This window comes from Streptomyces sp. enrichment culture (assembly GCF_964272855.1).
GTDB lineage: Bacteria > Actinomycetota > Actinomycetes > Streptomycetales > Streptomycetaceae > Streptomyces.
In genome coordinates this window covers 1,961,634-1,981,332 of sequence record NZ_OZ186847.1, presented here as the reverse complement: position 1 = coordinate 1,981,332, position 19,699 = coordinate 1,961,634, and the positions used below count along the sequence as shown (strand labels likewise).

Annotated in this window: 20 protein-coding genes, 1 tRNA gene and 2 pseudogenes; 14 read left to right on the top strand and 9 right to left on the bottom strand. The window is 73.2% G+C overall.

The window, feature by feature from the left end:
• Positions 1-81 precede the first annotated feature (81 nt).
• The 4 genes from ACSU6L_RS08570 to zapE form a co-directional block, all read right to left on the bottom strand.
• Complete coding sequence (locus ACSU6L_RS08570; RefSeq protein WP_437055158.1) at positions 82-1,539, bottom strand: SulP family inorganic anion transporter; 1,458 nt, start codon at positions 1,537-1,539, stop codon at positions 82-84.
• Positions 1,540-1,547: 8 nt separating this feature from the next.
• Positions 1,548-2,129 (bottom strand): carbonic anhydrase, encoded by a 582-nt coding sequence (locus tag ACSU6L_RS08565; protein WP_437055156.1) that lies wholly within the window; start codon positions 2,127-2,129, stop codon positions 1,548-1,550.
• Between the two features lie 79 nt (positions 2,130-2,208).
• Positions 2,209-2,607, bottom strand: a complete 399-nt coding sequence (locus ACSU6L_RS08560; RefSeq protein WP_437055154.1) for a hypothetical protein — start codon at positions 2,605-2,607, stop codon at positions 2,209-2,211.
• Positions 2,608-2,821: 214 nt separating this feature from the next.
• Positions 2,822-3,955, bottom strand: a complete 1,134-nt coding sequence (gene zapE, locus ACSU6L_RS08555; RefSeq protein WP_437055152.1) for a cell division protein ZapE — start codon at positions 3,953-3,955, stop codon at positions 2,822-2,824.
• 101 nt (positions 3,956-4,056) lie between these two features.
• Between zapE and ACSU6L_RS08550 the strand changes: the two genes are divergently transcribed.
• The 9 genes from ACSU6L_RS08550 (at position 4,057) to ACSU6L_RS08510 (ending at position 12,707) form a co-directional block, all read left to right on the top strand.
• Entirely contained in the window at positions 4,057-4,824 is a 768-nt protein-coding gene (locus ACSU6L_RS08550; protein WP_437055150.1) for a pyrimidine reductase family protein, read from the top strand.
• A gap of 178 nt (positions 4,825-5,002) precedes the next feature.
• Positions 5,003-5,476: an indole-3-glycerol phosphate synthase gene (locus ACSU6L_RS08545; RefSeq protein ID WP_437055148.1), complete on the top strand. Its 474-nt coding sequence runs from the start codon at positions 5,003-5,005 to the stop codon at positions 5,474-5,476.
• Positions 5,477-5,552: 76 nt separating this feature from the next.
• Complete coding sequence (gene murC, locus ACSU6L_RS08540; protein ID WP_437055146.1) at positions 5,553-6,944, top strand: UDP-N-acetylmuramate--L-alanine ligase; 1,392 nt, start codon at positions 5,553-5,555, stop codon at positions 6,942-6,944.
• A gap of 18 nt (positions 6,945-6,962) precedes the next feature.
• On the top strand, positions 6,963-7,370 hold the full coding sequence (gene msrB, locus ACSU6L_RS08535) for a peptide-methionine (R)-S-oxide reductase MsrB (protein WP_437055144.1): 408 nt from the start codon (positions 6,963-6,965) through the stop codon (positions 7,368-7,370).
• A 147-nt stretch (positions 7,371-7,517) separates the two neighbouring features.
• Positions 7,518-8,873, top strand: a complete 1,356-nt coding sequence (locus ACSU6L_RS08530) for an FAD-dependent oxidoreductase (protein ID WP_437055142.1) — start codon at positions 7,518-7,520, stop codon at positions 8,871-8,873.
• A gap of 220 nt (positions 8,874-9,093) precedes the next feature.
• Complete coding sequence (locus ACSU6L_RS08525) at positions 9,094-9,696, top strand: toxin-antitoxin system, toxin component (protein WP_437055140.1); 603 nt, start codon at positions 9,094-9,096, stop codon at positions 9,694-9,696.
• A 53-nt stretch (positions 9,697-9,749) separates the two neighbouring features.
• Positions 9,750-10,937: an MAB_1171c family putative transporter gene (locus tag ACSU6L_RS08520; RefSeq protein ID WP_437055138.1), complete on the top strand. Its 1,188-nt coding sequence runs from the start codon at positions 9,750-9,752 to the stop codon at positions 10,935-10,937.
• Positions 10,930-12,333: an FAD-dependent oxidoreductase gene (locus tag ACSU6L_RS08515; RefSeq protein ID WP_437055136.1), complete on the top strand. Its 1,404-nt coding sequence runs from the start codon at positions 10,930-10,932 to the stop codon at positions 12,331-12,333. Before ACSU6L_RS08520 ends, ACSU6L_RS08515 begins: the two co-directional genes overlap by 8 nt.
• Positions 12,330-12,707 carry an FCD domain-containing protein gene (locus tag ACSU6L_RS08510; RefSeq protein WP_437064815.1) on the top strand — a complete coding sequence of 126 codons (378 nt, stop codon included), beginning with the start codon at positions 12,330-12,332 and terminating at the stop codon, positions 12,705-12,707. The genes ACSU6L_RS08515 and ACSU6L_RS08510 overlap by 4 nt, the downstream gene beginning before the upstream one ends.
• A gap of 31 nt (positions 12,708-12,738) precedes the next feature.
• Here ACSU6L_RS08510 and ACSU6L_RS08505 read toward each other — a convergent pair whose 3' ends face one another.
• The 3 genes from ACSU6L_RS08505 to ACSU6L_RS08495 all read right to left on the bottom strand — a co-directional run bounded on the left by ACSU6L_RS08505 (position 12,739) and on the right by ACSU6L_RS08495 (position 15,399).
• Positions 12,739-15,042 (bottom strand): hypothetical protein, encoded by a 2,304-nt coding sequence (locus ACSU6L_RS08505; protein ID WP_437055135.1) that lies wholly within the window; start codon positions 15,040-15,042, stop codon positions 12,739-12,741.
• 3 nt (positions 15,043-15,045) lie between these two features.
• Positions 15,046-15,117, bottom strand: a tRNA-Gly gene (locus ACSU6L_RS08500).
• Between the two features lie 87 nt (positions 15,118-15,204).
• Positions 15,205-15,399, bottom strand: a complete 195-nt coding sequence (locus ACSU6L_RS08495; RefSeq protein WP_437055133.1) for a hypothetical protein — start codon at positions 15,397-15,399, stop codon at positions 15,205-15,207.
• An 83-nt stretch (positions 15,400-15,482) separates the two neighbouring features.
• On the opposite strand from ACSU6L_RS08495, the pseudogene ACSU6L_RS08490 reads away from it, so the two are divergent.
• From ACSU6L_RS08490 to ACSU6L_RS08470, 5 genes and pseudogenes are all read left to right on the top strand, one after another.
• Positions 15,483-15,828: pseudogene (locus tag ACSU6L_RS08490) on the top strand (amidohydrolase family protein); the annotation flags it as partial.
• Positions 15,824-16,000 (top strand): annotated as a pseudogene (locus ACSU6L_RS08485) (FAD:protein FMN transferase); the annotation flags it as partial. The pseudogenes ACSU6L_RS08490 and ACSU6L_RS08485, both read left to right, overlap by 5 nt.
• Positions 16,001-16,150: 150 nt before the next feature.
• Positions 16,151-17,293, top strand: a complete 1,143-nt coding sequence (locus ACSU6L_RS08480) for an ABC transporter ATP-binding protein (protein ID WP_437055131.1) — start codon at positions 16,151-16,153, stop codon at positions 17,291-17,293.
• Complete coding sequence (locus tag ACSU6L_RS08475; protein ID WP_437055129.1) at positions 17,290-17,961, top strand: ABC transporter permease; 672 nt, start codon at positions 17,290-17,292, stop codon at positions 17,959-17,961. Before ACSU6L_RS08480 ends, ACSU6L_RS08475 begins: the two co-directional genes overlap by 4 nt.
• Positions 17,958-18,626 (top strand): ABC transporter permease, encoded by a 669-nt coding sequence (locus ACSU6L_RS08470; RefSeq protein WP_437055127.1) that lies wholly within the window; start codon positions 17,958-17,960, stop codon positions 18,624-18,626. Before ACSU6L_RS08475 ends, ACSU6L_RS08470 begins: the two co-directional genes overlap by 4 nt.
• A gap of 14 nt (positions 18,627-18,640) precedes the next feature.
• On the opposite strand, the gene ACSU6L_RS08465 is transcribed toward ACSU6L_RS08470, so the two are convergent.
• A complete protein-coding gene (locus ACSU6L_RS08465; protein ID WP_437055125.1) occupies positions 18,641-19,261 on the bottom strand; it encodes a GTP-binding protein in 621 nt (206 codons plus the stop codon).
• Complete coding sequence (locus ACSU6L_RS08460; RefSeq protein ID WP_437055123.1) at positions 19,248-19,688, bottom strand: DUF742 domain-containing protein; 441 nt, start codon at positions 19,686-19,688, stop codon at positions 19,248-19,250. The genes ACSU6L_RS08465 and ACSU6L_RS08460 overlap by 14 nt, the downstream gene beginning before the upstream one ends.
• Positions 19,689-19,699 lie beyond the last annotated feature (11 nt).

Here is a 19,699-nt window from a genome sequence, read left to right as displayed (position 1 = left end):
TGCTGCAACGATATGCCCGGTGTCCGGTCCGGGGCCACGGCGGGCCCCGGACCGGACGCCGGGCGGACGGTGGCTGCCTTGTCAGGCGGCCGTGGTGAGCTTCACCGGCTCTATGCCGGTGTGACTGTGCCGCTCGGCCCAGTTCTCCAGCGCCGTACGGCAGGCATGGTCGAGGTGGTGCACGCCGGACAGGTCCAGCTCCACCGGGCGGTCCTGGGGCAGCGACTCCAGGCTGTCGAGGATCTTCGGCAGCCGCAGGAACGTCGCGTTGCCCGACAGGCACGCCTGGATCGGTCCGGCACCCTTGTCGACGACCTCCAGCCTGATGTGCGAGGCCTCCCAGGCGGTCTTGACGACCGACAGGGCGAGACCGATCAGGACGCCCTCGAACATGTTCACCGCGACGATGGACACCGCGGTGACCACGAGGATCAGCGCCTCACCCTTGTGACTCCGCCACATGTCGACGATCTGGCGGAACGGGATCAGCTTCCAGCCCGCGTGGACCAGGATGCCGGCCAGGGCCGGAATGGGGATCAGGGCCAGGGCCCACGGCATCGCGGCGGCGAACAGCAGCAGCCACACGCCGTGCAGCACGCGAGACGCCTTGGTCTTGGCGCCCGCGTTGACGTTGGCGGAGCTGCGCACGATCACCGCGGTCATCGGCAGCGCGCCGAGCAGACCGCAGACCGTGTTGCCCGCGCCCTGGGCGATCATCTCCTTGTCGTACTGGGTGCGCGGACCGTCGTGAAGCCGGTCCACGGCCGCGGCGCTGAACAGGCTCTCCGCCGAGGCGATCAGCGCGAAGGCGACGATCGTGCCCCAGATGGCCGGGCTCGCCAGGTCGCCGAAGGCCTCCGCCCCGGGCGGCTGGATGACGCCGAGCAGGCCCTCCACCTCCACGGTGGCGACCGGGAGACCGAAGGCGGCCGTGGCGAGGGTGGCCAGGACCACCGCGGCGAGCGCGCCCGGCACGGACCGCACGGCCTTCGGCAGCTTCTTCCACAGCACGATGACCGCTATGGTGCCCGCGCCGATCGCGAGGGAGGTCAGCGCCTCGGTGCTGCCCAGGGCGTCCGCGAACGCCCCCGGCAGGCCCGCGATCTTGCCGACGCCGTTGTCCGGGGCCTTCAGGCCCGCCGCCGCGTATATCTGCCCGGCGATGATCACCAGGCCGATGCCGCAGAGCATCCCCTCGACGACGGCGACGGATATCGCCCGGAACCAGCGGCCGATCCTGAGGAAGCCCATGGCGAGCTGGAGCAGACCGGCGATCAGCACGATCACGCCGAGCGTGCCCACGCCGAACTCGCTGACGGCCTCGAAGACGATCACGGTCAGGCCGGCGGCCGGCCCCGACACCTGGAGGCTGCTCCCGGGCATGAGCCCGGTGAGCAGGCCGCCCACGATGCCGGTGACGAGTCCCAGTTCCGCCGGGACGCCGGAGGCGACCGCCACGCCGACGCACAGCGGCACGGCGACCAGGAATACGACGACGGACGCGAGGAAGTCCTGCCTTATGTGGGGGAATCTGGTCATGGCGGGACTCACAGCGCCTCGAACGCGTCGGTGGCGGAGCGGTGTTCGCGCACCTGGCCGGTGTGCACCTCGTAGTACCAGGCGTGCAGCCGGAGCCGGCCGTCCGTCAGACGGCTCTCGACACACGGGTAGGAGCGCAGCCTGAGCAGCTGGGTCAGCACGTGGTGCTGCACGGCCTCGTTGACCGTCGGGTCCGCCGGGTCGGCGGTCCGCGGCTCGTCGGCGGCGTGCGCCAGCCAGTCGCGTACGGCGGGCACGGCGCTCAGGTCGTCACCGCGCACCAGCGCGCCGACGGCGCCGCAGTGGGAGTGCCCGCAGACCACGATGTCCTGCACGCCGAGGACCTCCACGGCGTACTCGATGGTGGCCGCCTCGCCGGTGGGGGTGCCGGAGGCGTAGGGGGGAACGATGTTGCCCGCGGTGCGCAGCTCGAACAGCTGGCCGGGGCGGGCGCCCGTGATCAGGGCCGGGACGACCCGGGAGTCCGAGCAGGTGATGAACAGGACCTCGGGGGACTGGCCCGCGGCGAGGGTGGCGAACTCCTCAGGGCGCCGGCCGAAGGCCCGGGCGTTGTCGATGAGGGGCTGCATGGTCTGGTGATTCCTCCTGGCGCGCGTGGGGCGCGTCGGGCGTGCATGGCAGATACAGAGGTGGGGGACTGCTCTGTGCTCAGCAGCGGAAGACCTGGAGCGCGGCCGGGGAGTGGGCGGTCGGCGATCTCGCCTCGTCGTACGCGGCACCGGGCGGGGGCGCGGCGAGGCCGGTCCCCGGTGTGCCGCGGACCGGCAGCGGCCGTCCGGTCGTGTCAGGTGCGGGGGTGGACGGGCGGGTGCGGTCGCGGTGGTGCGGGAGACCGGTCGGGTCTCCGCAGAAGGGCGCGCGGTGGAGGTTGTGGTCCTCGGTGGTCCGCGCCGTAACGGAAGGGGGGATTCCGGCCGGGGTGATGGCCACGGGGTTACGGCTCGCGTACGCGTGTGCGAACGATGTGGCGACGACGAGGCAGGGGAAGAGGAAAAGGACGGCGGCGAGGGCCGCTAACCCGGCCCGGGCCGTCGCGCCACGGAACATGCGCTCCCTCCCTCTGTGCCGACACCTCTAGCCCGGACCAATGATTGGTCAACGGCTGGTCAAGAAACACGTTAACCCTGCAAAGTTGTTTGCAGGGTTAACTCGGTGTTTCGAGCGGAAGAGAGCCCAAAAAGCGCAGGTTGCATGGCCGGAACAAGACCTTGATCTTGTGCCGGGGGGTCGGGTGGAGCCGCCGGGTCCGGTAAAGGCGCCGTCAGTCCGTCTCGGCGGTTTCCACCAGGCGCCGGGCGTCGCGGGCGAGCGCGGTCAGACGCGAGATCGCCCGGAAGTACTTCTTGCGGTAGCCGCCCTTCAGCATCTCCTCGCTGAACAGCCGGTCGAACGGCAGCCCCGAGGCCAGCACCGGCACCTCGCGGTCGTAGAGCCGGTCCGCGAGGACCACGAGCCGCAGCGCGGTCGACTGGTCGGGCACCGGGCGGACATCGGTCAGGCAGACCGCCCTGATCCCGTCGGTCAGCGCGCCGTAGCGGCTGGGGTGGACGCGCGCCAGATGGTCCAGCAGTTGCGGGAAGTCGTCGAGCGAGGCGCCCTCGGTGGCGTACGCCGTCTTCGTCACCCGCTCGTCCGAGTACGGCGCCGGAGCCTCCGGCAGGCCGCGGTGGCGGTAGTCCTCGCCGTCGATGCGCAGGGCGCGGAAGTGGGCGGACAGGCCCTGGATCTCCCGCAGGAAGTCGGCCGCCGCGAAACGGCCCTCGCCGAGCTTGCCGGGCAGGGTGTTCGAGGTCGCGGCGAGCGCCACGCCGGCCTCGACCAGCTTGCCGAGCAGCGTCGACACCAGGACGGTGTCGCCCGGGTCGTCCAGCTCGAACTCGTCGATGCACAGCAGGCGGTGCTCCGACAGGGTGCGCACCGTCTGCTGGAAACCGAGGGCGCCGACCAGGTTCGTCAGCTCCACGAAGGTGCCGAACGCCTTGCGGGACGGGTCGGCGGGGGTGGCGTGCCAGAGGGAGGCGAGGAGGTGGGTCTTGCCCACGCCGTAGCCGCCGTCGAGGTAGACGCCGCGCGGGCCCGCCGGGGGCTTCGGCGCCTTGGCCCGGCCGAAGCCGAGGAAGCCGCGGCGGACCGTGCCCTTCCCGGTGGCGTGCGCGCCGCCCAGCCCGGACGCGAAGGACTCCAGGACCTGGACGGCCTCCGTCTGGCTCGGCTGGTTCGGGTCCGGGATGTACGTGCTGAAGCGGACCGAGTCGAACCGGGGCGGCGGGACCATCTCCGCGACGAGGCGCTCCGCGGGGACGTGCGGTTCGCGGGAGCAGAGGGAGAGCGGGGTCGCCGCGTCGCCGGGGTCGGCTATCGGGGGGCGGTGGGCGGGGGCGGGGGTGTCGGACACGGTTATCCATGCTAGAGGGTGCCGTCCCGCGCCCCACGCGTCGGCCCGGCCGCCGTCGCTCGGGAAGTTCGGTCCGGCTCTCGCGTGGAACACTGCTGGGCATGCGACGCCTGTTCCCTGGGGCCGATGAGGCCGAAGACCGCGAGTGGGGCCTTGCCGAGTTGGCGGAGGCCTATGCCTATCCCGAGCCGGGGCCGGGGGAGCCGGCGGCCTGGCTGCGGGCCAACATGGTGTCGACGCTGGACGGGGCCGCCCAGCACGACGGCCGGTCCCAGCCCATCTCCAGCGCGACCGACATGCGGGTCTTCGGCACCCTGCGGGCGCTGGCCGATGTGGTGGTGGTCGGTGCCGAAACGGTCCGCCAGGAGGGGTACCGGCCGGCACGCGCGCGTGCGGAGTTCGCGGCCATGCGGCAGGCGGCCGGACAGGGCCCGGCGCCGGCGATCGCGGTGGTCTCCGCCAGCCTGGACCTGGACTTCTCGCTGCCGCTGTTCACCTCGCCCCTGGTGCCCACGCTGGTGCTGACCGGCGCCGCGGCCGCTCCGGACCGGGTCGCCGCCGCCGGGAAGGCCGGGGCCCGGGTGGTGATCGCCGGGGACGGCGTCGGCGTGGAGCCCGCCCGCGCGGTACGGGAGCTGGCCGGGCTGGGGCACACCCGGCTGCTGACCGAGGGCGGTCCGCGGCTGCTGGGGCAGCTGGTGGCGGCGGGGGTGCTGGACGAGCTGTGTCTGACGGTCTCGCCGATGCTCACCGCGGGGGACGCGCAGCGCATCGCCGGAGGGCCGGGGGTGGCGGTTCCGCAGCAGTTCGCACTGGTGTCCCTGCTGGAGGAGTCCGGGTTCCTCTTCTCCCGCTACCGCCGGTCGTGAGTTCGATGGAATCCATTGTTCCGTTCAGGCGGAATGTACTACTCCGTTTTTCTTCCGCTGGGCACACTGGAACTCGCAGTACCCGTGCGAACACGGGGCAGGATGGTTTCCGCAGGGCCCGGTACGGCCCACGGAGGACAGAGGGCGTCGTAAGCCCTCGAAGGAGAAGGGGCGCCTGGTGTTCACAAGCGTATTGATGATCGAGAAGGCCCTGACGTCCGCCGACGTGGAGTTCGTCACCACCTTGCACGGCGACGAGCCGGTCCGCTTCCACGTGCTGCTCCAGCCGCGCGGCGAACAGGCGGACCGCCTGCTGCGCGCCATCGACGACCTCGCCCTGGGCGAACTGGAGGAGGCCGCGCGCGAGCGTGAGACCCCCGAGGGCGAGGAGGCCAGAACCGCCGGTGAGCAGGCGCTGGACGTGTCGCTGAAGGCGCTGCGCGCGGCGGGCGGCACCGCCGACGGCCGGCTCATCGAGGACCACCCGCTGGACGCGCTGAAAGGCCTGGTCGAGGAGACCGGCGCGGACGAGGTGATCGTGCTGACCGACCCGCACTACGTGGAGGAGTTCTTCCACCGGGACTGGGCGTCGCGGGCGCGCCACAAGGTGGGAGTACCGGTGCTCAAACTGTTCTCCCACAGCAAGGCATAGGCTTGGGCGGCACGCCCTCGGCCCGTCCGGCCCGGGTGTGCGCACATCCTGTACCGCATCTTGGGGAGAAGAACGCATGGCACCCGGCCTTCCTACCGCCATGGACCGACCGCACTTCATCGGCATCGGCGGCGCCGGGATGTCGGGCATCGCGAAGATCCTCGCGCAGCGCGGCGCCAAGGTCGCGGGCAGCGACGCCAAGGACTCGGCCACCGCCGAGGCGCTGCGCGCGCTGGGCGCGACGGTGCACATCGGGCACGCCGCCGAGCACCTGGCCGACGACGCCAGCTGCGTCGTCGTGTCCTCGGCGATCCGCGCCGACAACCCGGAGCTGACCCGCGCGGCCGAGCTGGGCATCCCGGTGGTGCACCGGTCCGACGCCCTCGCCGCGCTGATGCAGGGCCTGCGCCCGATCGCGGTGGCCGGCACCCACGGCAAGACGACGACCACGTCGATGCTGGCGGTCTCCCTCGGCGAGCTGGGCCTGAGGCCGTCGTACGCCATCGGCGGAGACCTCGACGCGCCCGGCTCCAACGCGCTGCACGGCGACGGCGAGATCTTCGTCGCCGAGGCGGACGAGAGCGACCGCAGCTTCCACAAGTACGCGCCCGAGGTCGCCATCGTCCTCAACGTCGAGCTGGACCACCACGCGAACTACGCCTCGATGGACGAGATCTACGAGTCCTTCGAGACCTTCGCCGGGAAGATCGTCCCCGGCGGCACCCTGGTGATCTCCGCGGACCACGAGGGCGCGCGTGAGCTGACCCGCCGCCTCGCGGGCACGGTGCGGACGGTGACGTACGGCGAGTCGCAGGACGCCGACGTCCGCGTCCTGTCGGTCGTCCCGCAGGGCCTGAAGAGCGAGGTCACCGTCGAGCTGGACGGCGCGCCGCTCACCTTCACGGTCTCCGTCCCGGGCCGCCACTACGCCCACAACGCGGTCGCCGCCCTCGCGGCGGGCGCCGCCATGGGCATCCCCGCGGCCGAGCTGGCCCCGGCGCTGGCGGCGTACACCGGCGTCAAGCGGCGCCTGCAGCTGAAGGGCGAGGCCGCCGGGGTCCAGGTCATCGACTCCTACGCCCACCACCCCACCGAGATGACCGCCGACCTGGAGGCGATGCGGGCCGCGGCCGGCGAGTCCCGCATCCTCGTCGTCTTCCAGCCGCACCTGTTCTCCCGCACGCAGGAGCTGGGCAAGGAGATGGGCCAGTCGCTGTCCCTGGCGGACGCCTCCGTCGTCCTCGACATCTACCCGGCCCGCGAGGACCCGATCCCCGGCATCACCAGCGAGCTGATCATCGACGCGGCCCGCGCGGCCGGCGCCGAGGTGACGGCCGTGCACGACAAGGCCGAGGTGCCGGACGCGATCGCGGGAATGGCCCGCCCCGGTGATCTCGTTCTCACCATGGGCGCGGGCGATGTCACCGACCTCGGCCCGCGCATCCTGGACCGTCTGTCGAGCCTGTGAAGTGAGGGGCTGAAGCTCATGTCGTACGACGTCGAGAAGCCGGACGAGCAGTGGCGCGCGGAGCTGAGCCCGGCCGAGTACGCGGTGCTGCGCCAGGCCGCGACCGAGCCCGCGTTCACCGGTGAGTACACGGACACCAAGACCAAGGGCGTCTACTCCTGCCGCGCGTGCGGCGCGGAACTGTTCACCTCGGACACCAAGTTCGAGTCCCACTGCGGCTGGCCGTCCTTCTTCGACCCCAAGGACACCGACGCCGTCGAGCTGATCGAGGACCGGTCGCACGGCATGGTCCGCACGGAGGTGCGGTGCGCGCGGTGCGGGTCCCACCTGGGACACGTCTTCGAGGGCGAGGGCTATCCGACCCCCACCGACCAGCGGTACTGCATCAACAGCATCGCGCTGCGGCTGGCGCCGGACGGGGACTGAGCCGGGAGTCGTCCACCGGCGGCGGCCGATCCGGCGATACTGGTCCCTTCGCACGAGGCGACCATGGGGAGCGGATCGGTGAACTCTGCTGGAGCAACGGGCCGTTGGGGCGAGAGCGGCGGTCGGGGAGGGCGGCACGCGGTCGTCGTGGGCGGGAGTCTCGCGGGGCTGCTCGCGGCGCACGTCCTCGCCGGGTACGCCGATCGGGTGACCGTCGTCGAGCGGGACCGGTTCCCGGACGGCACGAAGGCGCGGCCCGGTGTACCGCAGAGCCGGCATCCGCACGTCCTGCTGGAGGGCGGGCAGGTGGCGCTGGAGTCGCTGCTGCCGGGCCTGCTGGCGGAGCTGCGGGCGGCGGGGGCGCCGCGGGTGGGCCTGCCGGCGGACCTGGTGCTGCGGCAGGGCGAGCGCTGGTTCCGCCGGGTGCCGGCGACGACGCACATCTACACCGGCTCCCGCGCGCAGCTGGAGGAGCTCGTACGGCGGCAGGTGTTCGCCAACCCGGTGATCAGCGTGGTGGAGGGGGCGGACGTCGTCGGGCTCCTCGGTGACGCCTCGCGCGTGCGCGGCGTGCTGGTGCGGGACCGTACCGGTGACGCCAGCGCGGAGCAGCGGGCCATCGAGGCGGACCTGGTCGTCGACGCGTCCGGCAGCGGCACGAAGGCCCCGCAGTGGCTCACCGCGATCGGGGCCGACGCCCCGCGCGAGGAGACCATCGACACGGGACTCGCGTACGCCTCGCGCGTCTACCGCGGCCGCGGCGGCGTCCTCGACGGCGACACCCTCGGCTACTACGTCTATCCCACGCCCGACCAGGTCCACGCCGGCGGTGCGCTGCCGCTGGAGGACGGCACCCACCTGGTCATCGTCTCGGGGCTGCGCGGCGACGAACCGCCCACGGACGAGGACGAGTTCGCGGCCTACACCAAGAGGCTGCCGCACCCGCTGCTGCACCGGTGGCTGGACGAGGCCGAACCGCTCTCGCCGCCGTTCGGCTTCCGGCGCACCGCGAACATCCGCCGCCGCTACGACCTGCCGGGCCGCCACCCGGCCGGGTTCCTCGCCACCGGCGACGCGCTGTGCACCTTCAACCCGATCTACGGGCAGGGCATGGCCGTCGCCGCGATGAGCGCGGTCGCCCTGCGCGACGCGCTCGCCGATCCGCGCCGCACGCCCACGACGCGGCGTGTGCAGCGGGCCGTCCTCGCGGCGTCCCGGCAGGCGTGGGACATCTCCGCCGGGGCGGACCGCGCGATGCCGGGCGCGGTCGGCAACGCGGTCGACGGAGGGCCCGCTGCACGCGCCGCCGGCTGGTACCTGCGGCGCGTCCAGGAGCGCTACTACGGCGACCCCGAAGTGGGCCGCGCCTTCCGCTCCGTACTGACCCTGTCCGCGCCCGTCACCGCCCTGTTCGCCGCACCCGTGGCCCGGGCCGCCCTCTTCGGCCCGCCCGCGCCCACGCCGGCCGAGCCGCCGCTGGCGCCGGAGGCACCGCGGGCTTGACCCGAGCGCGCTCCGGCCACGCGAGCGGCGTGACCGGGCTCATCCCCTCAACGATCGTTTTCGGCTGATCGGCGATCGTTTTCGGCTGATAACGATCGTTGAGGGTGGTATCGACCGGGCGTTAGGGTGCGACGCGTACGCGACAGTCGCTCCGCCGGCGACCGGCTGGGCGCGGGCTCGACTGGGCGCGGCTCGATGAGGACGGAAGCGGAGAACACCGATGAGTACCGGATCGAGAGCGATGCGGCGGCTCAGCGCCCGACTCGTGGAGCACTTACGCCCGCCCCTGTGCGGCGAGGACGTCGTCCCCGCGATCGGCGAGGCCCTGACGCTGGTGCGGGGCAGGCCGGTCCAACTGCGCGCGGCCGCCTTCCCGCCGGCGACGGCCAGCGGTGTGTGGCTGGACCGCACCGGCCAGGACCTGATCGTCTACGAGGAGAACACCGACCCCGAACACCAGCTCGTGATCATCGGCCACGAGGCCTGGCACATGTTCCAGGACCACGGCGGCGACAGCACCGGCCACGGCCCCGCAGCGTCCCGCGCCGGAGACAGCCGGGCGGCGGGAAGGTCCGCCGAATGGGCGGCAGCCCTCTCCGAAGTCCTCGGTGGCGTCGTAGCACCCGGCACGCCCATGGACGCCGCGCTCCACTTCGCCGCCCGCACCGACGACCAGGAGGTGCGGGAGGAGGTCGAAGCGGAGCACTTCGGCTTCCGGTTCGCCACGGACGTGCGGGCCGCCCTGGCGGAGGCCCACGCGACCGGCGACCCGCACACCGGGCGCATCCAGGCCTCCATGGCACACCGGTTCCGCCGGATCTGACCCGTCCGACGCGGGTCGACCGCAGTGCCCGCACCGAGGAGAGAAGCGCCAAGGTGACATCCGGACCGAGCAGTCTCGGCTTCTACGTGTGCGGGCTCATGCTCCTGCTGGTGTGCGCCATGAAGATCCCCGCGCTGGCCCGCAGACGCCACGACACCCTGTTACGCGCGGCCTGCCTGCTGCTCTTCTCCGCGGGCTGCCTGATGATCCTCGCCGCCCCGGAGTCCATCGAGGGACTGAACCGGCTGACGGGCGTCCCCAACTTCGCCGCTCCCGTGGTCTACGCGACGACGACCGCGTTCTCCGGCGCCAGCCTGCTGCTGATCATCAACTGGCGGCCGGCTCCCCCCGAGCGGACCCGGCGGCTGTCCCGGCTGTGCGTGACCGCCTACAGCCTGACCGTCCTCGCCATCGCCGTCCTGTTCCGGGCCGGCAGCGCCCCGGTGGAGCAGCCCACGCTGTTCGACGCGCACTACGCCACCACGCCGTACATCCGGGAGATGATCGTCCTCTACCTGGTGGCCCAGACGGTGGCCATGACGGCCGCGAGCACCCTGTGCTGGCGCTGGTCCGCGAGAGTGCACGGCTCGCTCCGCGCGGGCCTGCGCATCCTGGCCCCCGCCTACCTGATCATCGTGTGCTACGACGTCATGCGACTGGTCGCGGTGGTGGCCCGGTGGACGGGGCACCGGCTGGACTTCCTCGTCGACCGGGTCTCCCCGCTGCTCGCCGCCCCCGCCTGCGTCCTCGGCGCGCTCGGCTTCGCCGTACCACTCGCCGGCCCGCACGTCGTCGAGACCGTCCGGGTCGTACGGCAGCTGCGGCAGCTCGCACCGCTGTGGCGGGCCCTGCGGGACGTCCCCACACCGAGCGCCATCCGCGCCTCGCTGCCGTGGTGGCGCACCCCGCCGGCCGTGCTCCTGACAGGACGCAGGACGGCCCTCTACGACGCCATCCTCGCGCTGAGCCCCTACTGCGACGCCGACGTCCGCGAGGCGGCCTACAGCGCGGCGCTCCGTGACGGCGACGCGTCCGACGCGGCGGTCACCGCCGACGCGGCCATGATCCTCGTCGCCCGCGAGCGCCAACGCGCCCTGAAGGACCAGCCGTTGGACGTCAGTCACGGCGCGGTGTGGCGTCCGCAGGACCTGGTGCCGATATCCAGGGCGCTCGCCTCGTCCGTCGTCCACGACCTCCTTCACCATCACGTGCCTCCGCAGAAAGCAGCCCATCATGAGTGAAACGCCGGCCCACCGTCCCGTCCACGCTGTCGTCGTCGGAGGCAGCATCGCCGGGATGCTCGCCGCGGCGGCCGTCAAGGAGCACGTCGACACCGTCGAGATCATCGAGGCCCACGAACTGCCCGAGGGCCCCGAGCCGCGCACCGGCGTTCCCCAGGCCGCCCACATCCACTTCCTGCAGACCGGCGGCGTCGAGGCGTTCGAGACCCTGCTGCCGGGCAGTGCCGACGCGCTGCTCGCCGCGGGCGCCCACCGCATACCGGTGACCACCGACATGCTCATCTACTCGCCCGAGGGCTGGTACCGCCGCTGGCGGCGGGCCACCCACCACCTGATCACCGCGAGCCGGGACCTGACCGACTCCGTCGTCCGGGCGCTGGTCCTCAAGGACCACCGGGTCGGCGTGCGCACGCACACCAAGGCCGTCGGGCTCCTCGGCGACCGCCGCCGCGTCACAGGCGTGCGGGTGCGCGGCGCCGACGGCACGGAGACGGACATCCGCGCCGACCTGGTCGTCGACGCCTCCGGCCGGGGCTCCCGCATGCCCGAATGGCTCACCGGCCTCGGCATCACCGGGCTCACCCGGGACCACATAGACTCCGGGCTCGTCTACGCCAGCCGCTTCTACCGCGCCCCCGTGCCCACCCAGGGCTGGCCCGTCGTCGGCGTGCAGGCCGACCCGAGCCTGCCCCGGCCCGGCAACGCCGGCGGCATCCTGCCGATCGAGGGGGAGCGCTGGCACGTCAGCCTCATGGGCGCGCCCGGCGGCCATCCCACCCGGGACGCCGACGCCTTCGAGCCCTTCGCCCGCACCCTGCGCCATCCGATCATGGCGGACCTCCTCCGGCACGCCGAACCGCTCTCCGACGTGACGGTCACCCACAGCACCGCCAACCGGCGCCACTACTACGAACGGCTCACCGTGTGGCCGGAGGGACTGGTGGCGCTCGGGGACTCCGTCGCGGCCTTCAACCCCCTCTACGGGCAGGGCATGTCGGCGGCGGCACAAGGCGCCGTCGCCCTCAGGGACGTCCTCTCGAACGGACCGGCCCCCGGCGTCGCCCGTCGCGCCCAGCGCGCCATCGCCCGCCGCGTGGACACCGCGTGGGCCCTCTCGGTGGGCCAGGACATCCACTTCCCCACCACCACCGGCAAGCGCCCGAACGTCGCCGACCGGCTGCTGCACCGCTACGTCAGCCGACTGTCCCGCACCGCGACGGGTTCGTTCCACGCGGCCACGGCCCTGACGGACGTCCTGGCCCTGCAGGCCACGCCTCCCTCACTCGTCCGTCCCGGAGCCCTGCTGTCAGCCCTTGTCGGTCCTTTGCGGCCGACACTCACGGAGCCGCAGTTCACGGCTGCCGAACGCCGGCTCCTGAAGAGCCTCAGCAGCTGAACCCGCGCGCCCCTGTCAGGCCCTCCAGCCCGGCGGGGGCGCGTTCGCATGGGCGTCGCACGCCTCCAAAAAGTCTGGAGGCGGCCCGCGCGGGTGACGCCGTACGCGCCCACCGCGCCGCGGCCGACTTCCATCAGACGGTCATCTCGCTCGCCGGCAACGAACTGCTGAGCGAACTCGAGGGCGTGCTGCGCAGCCGGCTGCGCTGGCTCCTCGGACGGCACGACGACCTGCTGGGCATCGCCGAGGAACACGAGGCGCTCTACCAGGCCATCGCGGAGCGGGACGTGTCCCGCGTCGAGTCCCTCGTCCTGGACCACCTGGCGACCAGCCGCGCCGCGGTGCAGGGCCACTTCAGGCAGGACAGCACCTGAGGCCGCGGCTGCCGGCCGGCGGCCGCGCCCGTCAGCCGGCCAGCAGCCAGTGCCGCTCCGTCGTCCAGCCGAGCAGCCGCCGCCCCCGCCCCCCGTCCGCCGTGCCGTCCGCGTCGAACGTGCCGCCCTCGGCGACCCACCGCAGGCCGTGCAGGGCCGGTGCCAGGCGGGTGGCGACGTGGGACGGGTGGCGGGCCGTCTCCTCGTCCAGCCAGGCGAGGGTGGCGCGCTGCTCGGCCGGTGCGCACCGGGACAGGTGGAAGAGCGTCTGCCGCCAGGCGTAGGCGGTGTCCTTGACGGTGGCCAGCGGACGCGGGTGGTGGTGGACGCGGGCGGTCAGGCGGCAGACCGTGGTGAAGGAGTGGCGGGCCAGGGCCGGCCAGCCGGGTTCCGGGGTGATGCCGGCCCGCGACACCAGCGTGGCCAGGTTGTGCGTCGTCAGGATCTGCGCCTGCTCGATGGTCTTGCCGTTGGCCGCCACCGACCAGGACGGACCGGCGGTCGTACCCGCCCGCTCGGCGCACAGCCGCGCGAACCCCGGGGACGTGCGGGCGCCGTGCCCACGGCTCAGGGCCGCGCCCGTCTCGGCGATCGCCAGGTCGCGGATCGCGCGGTAGTCGATGCCGTAGTAGCGCTCGTAGAGCGTGCCGGTGAGCAGTTCGGCCGCGATCCGTGCCGCCGTGAGGAACTTCGGGCTGAACGCGCCCATGAAGATGTCCGCGGCCAGCTCCTCCACGAACGGGGCGCCCAGGTCCGCCTGGCGGCCGAGCACGCCGAGCTCACGGACGAGCGGGTTGGGCAGGATCGTGCCCGGGAAGGCCCGCACCGCCAGTTCGCCGAGCTGCCGCAGCACGGTGAGCGCGGACGTGTCGGCGGCGGCGTCCTCGCGGTGCCCGGCCACCGCCCGCACCCAGGGCAGCTCCTCCACCCGCACCTGACGTTCCAGGTCGAGCAGGAGCAGCGAGCGGCGGTTGCGGAAGGCCCGGTAGGTGGCGGCCATCAGCGTGCGCAGCGGCTCGTCGCGGTACGCCTGCGCGGTGGTCGCGGCGACCAGCTGCGGCACCAGCTCGGCCAGGACCTCGGCGGACGGGACGACACCCCGGTCCACCAGGGTGCCGACGGGGGCGCTCAGCGCCGCCTCCACCGGCCGCCGGATCGCCGGCGGCAGGACGGCCCCGGCCGGCAGGCCGGTCTCCCGGCTCTCCTCCTCCGTCACCGGGGCGAGCAGCGGCTCCGTGTCCGGTATGCCGGTGTCCTGGGGCAGCGCGGCCAGCCGGCCCACCACGAGCCGGGCCAGCGCGTGGTAGGAGGGGAGCGCCGCCTGCCGTGCCTGCCGGCCGCGCAGTGCCGTGTGCGGGGCGGAGCCGGGCAGGCCGCGCCGCCGCACCATGCCCGTCACCGCCTGCCGCAGCAGGCCCAGCCGGCGCGGGTCCAGCGGCCGTCCGGCGACCGTCTCCTCCAGCGCGCCGCGCAGGATGCCCAGGTTCTCCTTGGGGTTGCGGTGCTTTCCGCACAGGTCGTGCTTCGCGGCCAGCCACCGGTAGCGGTCGAGCAGGGCAGCGCCGCGCGCCGGCCAGGCGGCGTCCGGGGTGCGCGCGAGCACCCGGCCGTCGTCGTCGGCCGTCTCCAGCCAGTGCGCGAGCAGTTCGTCGCCGAACGGCGCCCATACGGTGAGCGCCTCGCGCTGGGTCTCGACGGCCTCGCTGGGCCGCCGTCGTCGCAGGGTGCCGACGGCGTCGGAGGCGGTCCTGCGGTGCACCGCCTCGGCGTCCTTCGGAGCGGGCCGCTCCGTCGGCCGGGGCAGGAAACGCAACTGCCCGGCGAACGGCTCCAGTTCCGCCAGCAGGTCCAGTGCGTCGGCCGCCTCCCCGTGGCGCACCAGCCAGGCGGCGGTGAGCAGCGCGGCCTCCTCGGGGACCGTCACCTCGTACCGGCCGCCGTCCAGCAGTGCCCACAGCCAGTGGAGACCGGCCTCGGTGAGGCAGTGGTCGAACAGTGCCCGCCGGTCGGCCGGCACCCCGAACCGCCGCGCGAGTTCCCTCTCGTACGGCTGCAGGGGGCCACCGGCGCTCGGCGCTCCGGTGGCGAAGCCGCCGCGCACCACCTCGGGGGTCACCCAGGCCGGGAAGCCGCGCACCGGGGTGCGGGAGCCGATCCTCAGCCGGCCGTCGGCCATCCCGGCGAGCACGGCACGCCAGCGCTGCCCGCGCGCCGACGCCCGGTGCCGGGTCGTGGCGTCCTCGTGGGTCAGCGCGGTCACGAAGGCCTTGGCCAGCTGGGCGTGGGCGTAGGACGTGGACACGGTGAGAGGCTGCTGCTCAGCGTTGTCGTTCATAAGCCGGCGTGGCAGGTTCCGCCCCTGCGCCCTCCGGGTAGGAAGCCCGGTGCTCTGCTGCTGAGCTACACGCCGTCGGTCGCCGACCCTAGACGCCGGGGCCGGGCTCGATCAAACGTTTTCCCCACGCCGCGAACGTTCTCCGGTACCGCACGAGTTGTCTCACGCCTCCGCCAGCCTGCGCCGCGCGTCGGCGAGGAAGCCTTCCAGGGCGATGTCGAAGCCCCGGTCCGCGCGGTGCCCGCCGACGGCCGCCAGGGCCTCGGCCAGCCGGGGGGTCGCGGTGTCGTCGGCGACCTCCCACAGCGCTTCGCCGCCGAGCCGGACGCGGACCCGTCCCTCGAACCCGACGCTCACGGCGTCCCCGAAGCGCGCCCGCCACGCGGACTGACCCCCGGCACCCGCACACCCGTCCCACTACGTACGACAAGGAGCCCGCAATGCCCTCCGCCGACCTCGTCCTCACCGGCGCCGGTGTCCGCACCCTCGACCCCGAACGGCCGTACGCCGACGCGGTCGCCGTGCGCGACGGGCGGATCGCCGCCGTCGGGGACCGCGACGACGTACGCGACCTGGCAGGGGCGGGGCACCGAGGTCGTCGACCTGGGCGGCGCCTGCCTCGTGCCCGGCCTGGTGGACGGCCACAGCCGCCCCGTGTGGGGCCTGGACATGGCCACCGGGCTCGACCTGTCCACGGTCACCGACCTCGACGGCCTGCGCGCGGCGCTCGCCTCGGCGGAGCACACCGACGGCTGGGTGGTGGGCTTCGGCCTGAACCACAACAGTCACCGTCGTCGCGCCCACCCTGACCGAGGCCGACGCCGTCGCAACCGCCGCCTTCGCGCTGGGCCCGGACGGCGTCGCCTGGGCGGCCGGGCAGCAGGGCTGCGAGGTGTACGCCGTCGACGCCGGACACCGGGTGCGGCGCACGCCGGGCGTGCCGCTGGCCGCCGCGTGACCCACCGGCGGCAACTGCCCTGCGAGCGGCGGGAATCGGCGGTGGTCTGTTGATCTGGTAGCCATACAACCGGTCTAGACTCTCCCCGCAACGGCCCGCCGCCCGGCGCGAGCGCACAGCAGCTGCCAAACCCGAAGGGTGTTCGGCGTTTTGATACGGATAGATACAGTCACCAAGCGGTACCCGGACGGCACGGTGGCGGTCGACCGGCTCTCACTGGAGATACCGGACCGTTCGATCACGGTCCTCGTCGGACCGTCGGGCTGCGGCAAGACGACGACCCTGCGGATGATCAACCGGATGGTCGAGCCCAGCGAGGGCACCATCCACCTCGACGGCGCCGACATCCGCCGGCAGCCCGTCAGCGAACTGCGCCGGTCCATGGGCTACGTCATCCAGCACGCCGGGCTCTTTCCGCACCGCACGATCGTCGACAACATCGCCACCGTGCCCCGCCTGCTCGGCTGGCGCAAGGACAAGGCACGCGCCCGTGCCCGGGAACTGATGGAGCGGGTCGGCCTCGACGCCTCCCTCGCCCGCCGCTACCCCTACCAGCTCTCCGGCGGCCAGCAGCAACGCGTCGGCGTGGCCCGCGCGCTGGCCGCCGACCCGCCCGTCCTCCTCATGGACGAGCCGTTCTCCGCCGTCGACCCCGTCGTCCGCAAGGGCCTCCAGGACGAACTGCTGCGGCTTCAGGACGAGTTGGGCAAGACCATCGTCTTCGTCACCCACGACATCGACGAGGCCGTCAAACTCGGCACCATGGTCGCCGTGCTGCGCACCGGCGGCCGGCTGGCCCAGTTCGCGCCGCCCGCCGAACTGCTGAGCAACCCCGCCGACGACTTCGTCGAGGACTTCCTCGGCGCCGACCGGGGCATCCGCCGGCTCTCCTTCTTCACCGCGGCCGGGCTGGAACTGCTGACCACGCCGATCGTCGCCGTCGACGCCACCGCCGAGCAGATCGCCGCCCGCGACACCGCCGGCACCCCCTACCTCCTCGTCACCGGCCTCGACGGCAAGCCCCTCGGCTGGGCCGCGCCGCGCGACCTGGCCGCCGGGGACATCCGGCCGGAGCGGCTGCTGCCGTGCGGGCGGCCGTTCCGGAAGGACACCGACTCGCTGCGGGCCGCCCTCGACTGCGCGGTCCTGTCGCCCACCGGGTGGGCGGTCGCCGTGGACGGGGAGGGCCGGGCGGCCGGCGTGGTGTCCCAGCAGGCCATCGCGGAGGCGATCCGCGGGGCGCACGCCGAACGGCGCACCGACGCCGGACGCGTCGAGAAGGCCGTGCGATGAACGGCCTCTTCGACATGACCAGCGACCTCCAGAACAGCTACTGGGGGCTGATCGGGCTGCACCTGCGCGAGGCGCTGCTGCCCGTGCTGGCCGGGCTGCTGGTGGCGCTGCCCGTCGCCCAGCTGTGCGTCCGGCTGCGCTGGCTGTACCCGCCGGTGCTGGGCATCACGACCGTGCTGTACGCGATCCCCTCGCTCGCCTTCTTCGTCGTCCTCATCGACTACACCGGCCAGAGCGAGATCACGGTGATGATCCCGCTCGCCGTCTACAGCCTGGTCGTGTTCGTCCCGGCGATCGTCGACGGCGTCCGCTCGGTGCCCCGGGAGACCCTGGACGCCGCCACCGCCATGGGCTTCGGGCCCGTCCGGCGCTACCTCCAGGTGCAGTTGCCGATCGCCGCGCCCGCCATCATCGCCGCGCTGCGGGTGGCGTCGGTGTCCAGCATCTCCCTCGTCAGCGTCGGCATGCTGATCGGCAACCAGGGAGCGCTCGGCAACCTCCTCAACAGCGGCATGATCTACAACCAGCCGCGCCTGATCTGGCTCTCCGTGGTGGGCACCGCCGTCCTCGCCGTCCTCGTGGACGCCGTACTGATCCTGCTGCGGCTGCTGGTGACCCCCTGGATGCCGCGCGGCGCCCACGACAAGCGGGAAGGGGCGGCGGCGTGAACGTACTCGGCTTCATCGACGCGTTCTTCAGTGACGGCGCCCGCTGGCACGGCTACGACGGCATCCCGACCCGGGTGCTCGAACACCTCGGCTACTCACTGATGGCGCTCGGCATCGCCGCCGCGATCGGACTGCCGATCGGCCTGCTCACCGGCCACACCGGACGCGGCGGCAACACCCTCGCCCTGATCGCCACCGCCGGCCGCGCACTGCCCAGCTTCGGCCTGATGGTCCTGCTGTTCGTGCTGCTCGGCCTCGGCCTCGCCCCGGTGATGATCCCGCTGGTCGTCCTCGCCGTGCCGCCCATCCTCGTCACCACCTACGAGGCGGTGCGCTCCGTCGACCCGGCACCCGTGGACGCCGCCCGCGGCATGGGCATGCGAGAGACCGGGGTGCTGCTGCGGGTCGAACTCCCGGTGGCGCTCCCGCTGATCCTCGGCGGACTGCGCACGGCGGCCGTGCAGATCGTCTCCACGGCCACCATCGCCGCCTACGTCAGCTTCGGCGGTGTCGGCCGCTACATCATCGACGGCCTCTACCAGCGCGACTACGAGAAGGTCGCGGGCGGCGCCGCCCTGGTCGCCCTGCTCGCCCTGGCCACCCTCGCGGTGTTCTGGGCGATCGCCCGCATCACGGTCTCACCGGGGGTGCGGCGCAGCACCTGAGCGGGCCGGGGCCATCAGAAGTCCTGGCCCCCCGCCGTCTCGGTCCGCGCCAGCGCCAGCTCCAGTACGACCAGCAGCGCGTCCCGCACCGAACCGCGCTCCCGGGCGTCGAACACGACGACCGGGACGTGGTCGGCGACGTCCAGCGCCCAGCGCACCTCGTCCAGGGCGTGCTCGACCCGGCCGTCGAAGGCGTTGACCGCCACCGCGAACGGGATCCGCTTGTGCTCGAAGTAGTCCACGGCCGCGTAGCAGTCGTCCAGGCGGCGGGTGTCGACGATGACGAGCGCGCCGACCGCGCCCTCCACGATGTCGTCCCACATGAACCCGAACCGGTCCTGCCCGGGCGTGCCGAACAGATACAGCTTCAGCGTCGGGTCGATCGTCAGGCAGCCGAAGTCCATGGCCACCGTCGTGGTGGTCTTGCGCGGGGTGTGCGTGAGGTCGTCCACGCCCGCCGCGACCTCGGTGATCGCCGCCTCGGTGGTCAGCGGCTCGATCTCGGAGATGGCGCCGACCGCGGTGGTCTTGCCCACCCCGAAACCGCCCGCGATCACCATCTTCACCGGCAGCGGTGGCCGTACGGCGGTCCGCGCGGCGGCGCCCTGGCGGGTGGCGGGCTCAGTCGGTGTCACGGAGTACCCCTCGGGAGTCGGGGATGGCGCGCAGGCCATCGATAACCCTTCGCAGGACGGACGCGTCATGGGTGGCGGCCGCGTTCGGCACGTACACCGCCAGCTGCCCGGCGGCCCGCAGATCGTCGGCGAGCACCCGGACCACGTTGAGGTGCAGCCGCAGCCGGGCCGCGATCTCGGCGAGGGACTGCGGCCGCGCGCACGCGGCCACGATGTCGTGCCGTTCGAAGGAGAGCCCGCCGAGCGCTTCGAGGCCCTCCGCGGTGGCGATCACCTGGGTCTCCACCGGCATCGGCCGCTCGGCCGCGGCCTCGCCCGCGCCCGCCACCCGGCCCGAGGTGACGAGGAACGGGCGAACGGCGGGGACGGGGCCGGCCGGGTCCGGCACCTCGTCCGGGCCCGGGGGCGGCGGGAAGCCGTCCGCCATGAGTGGTCTCT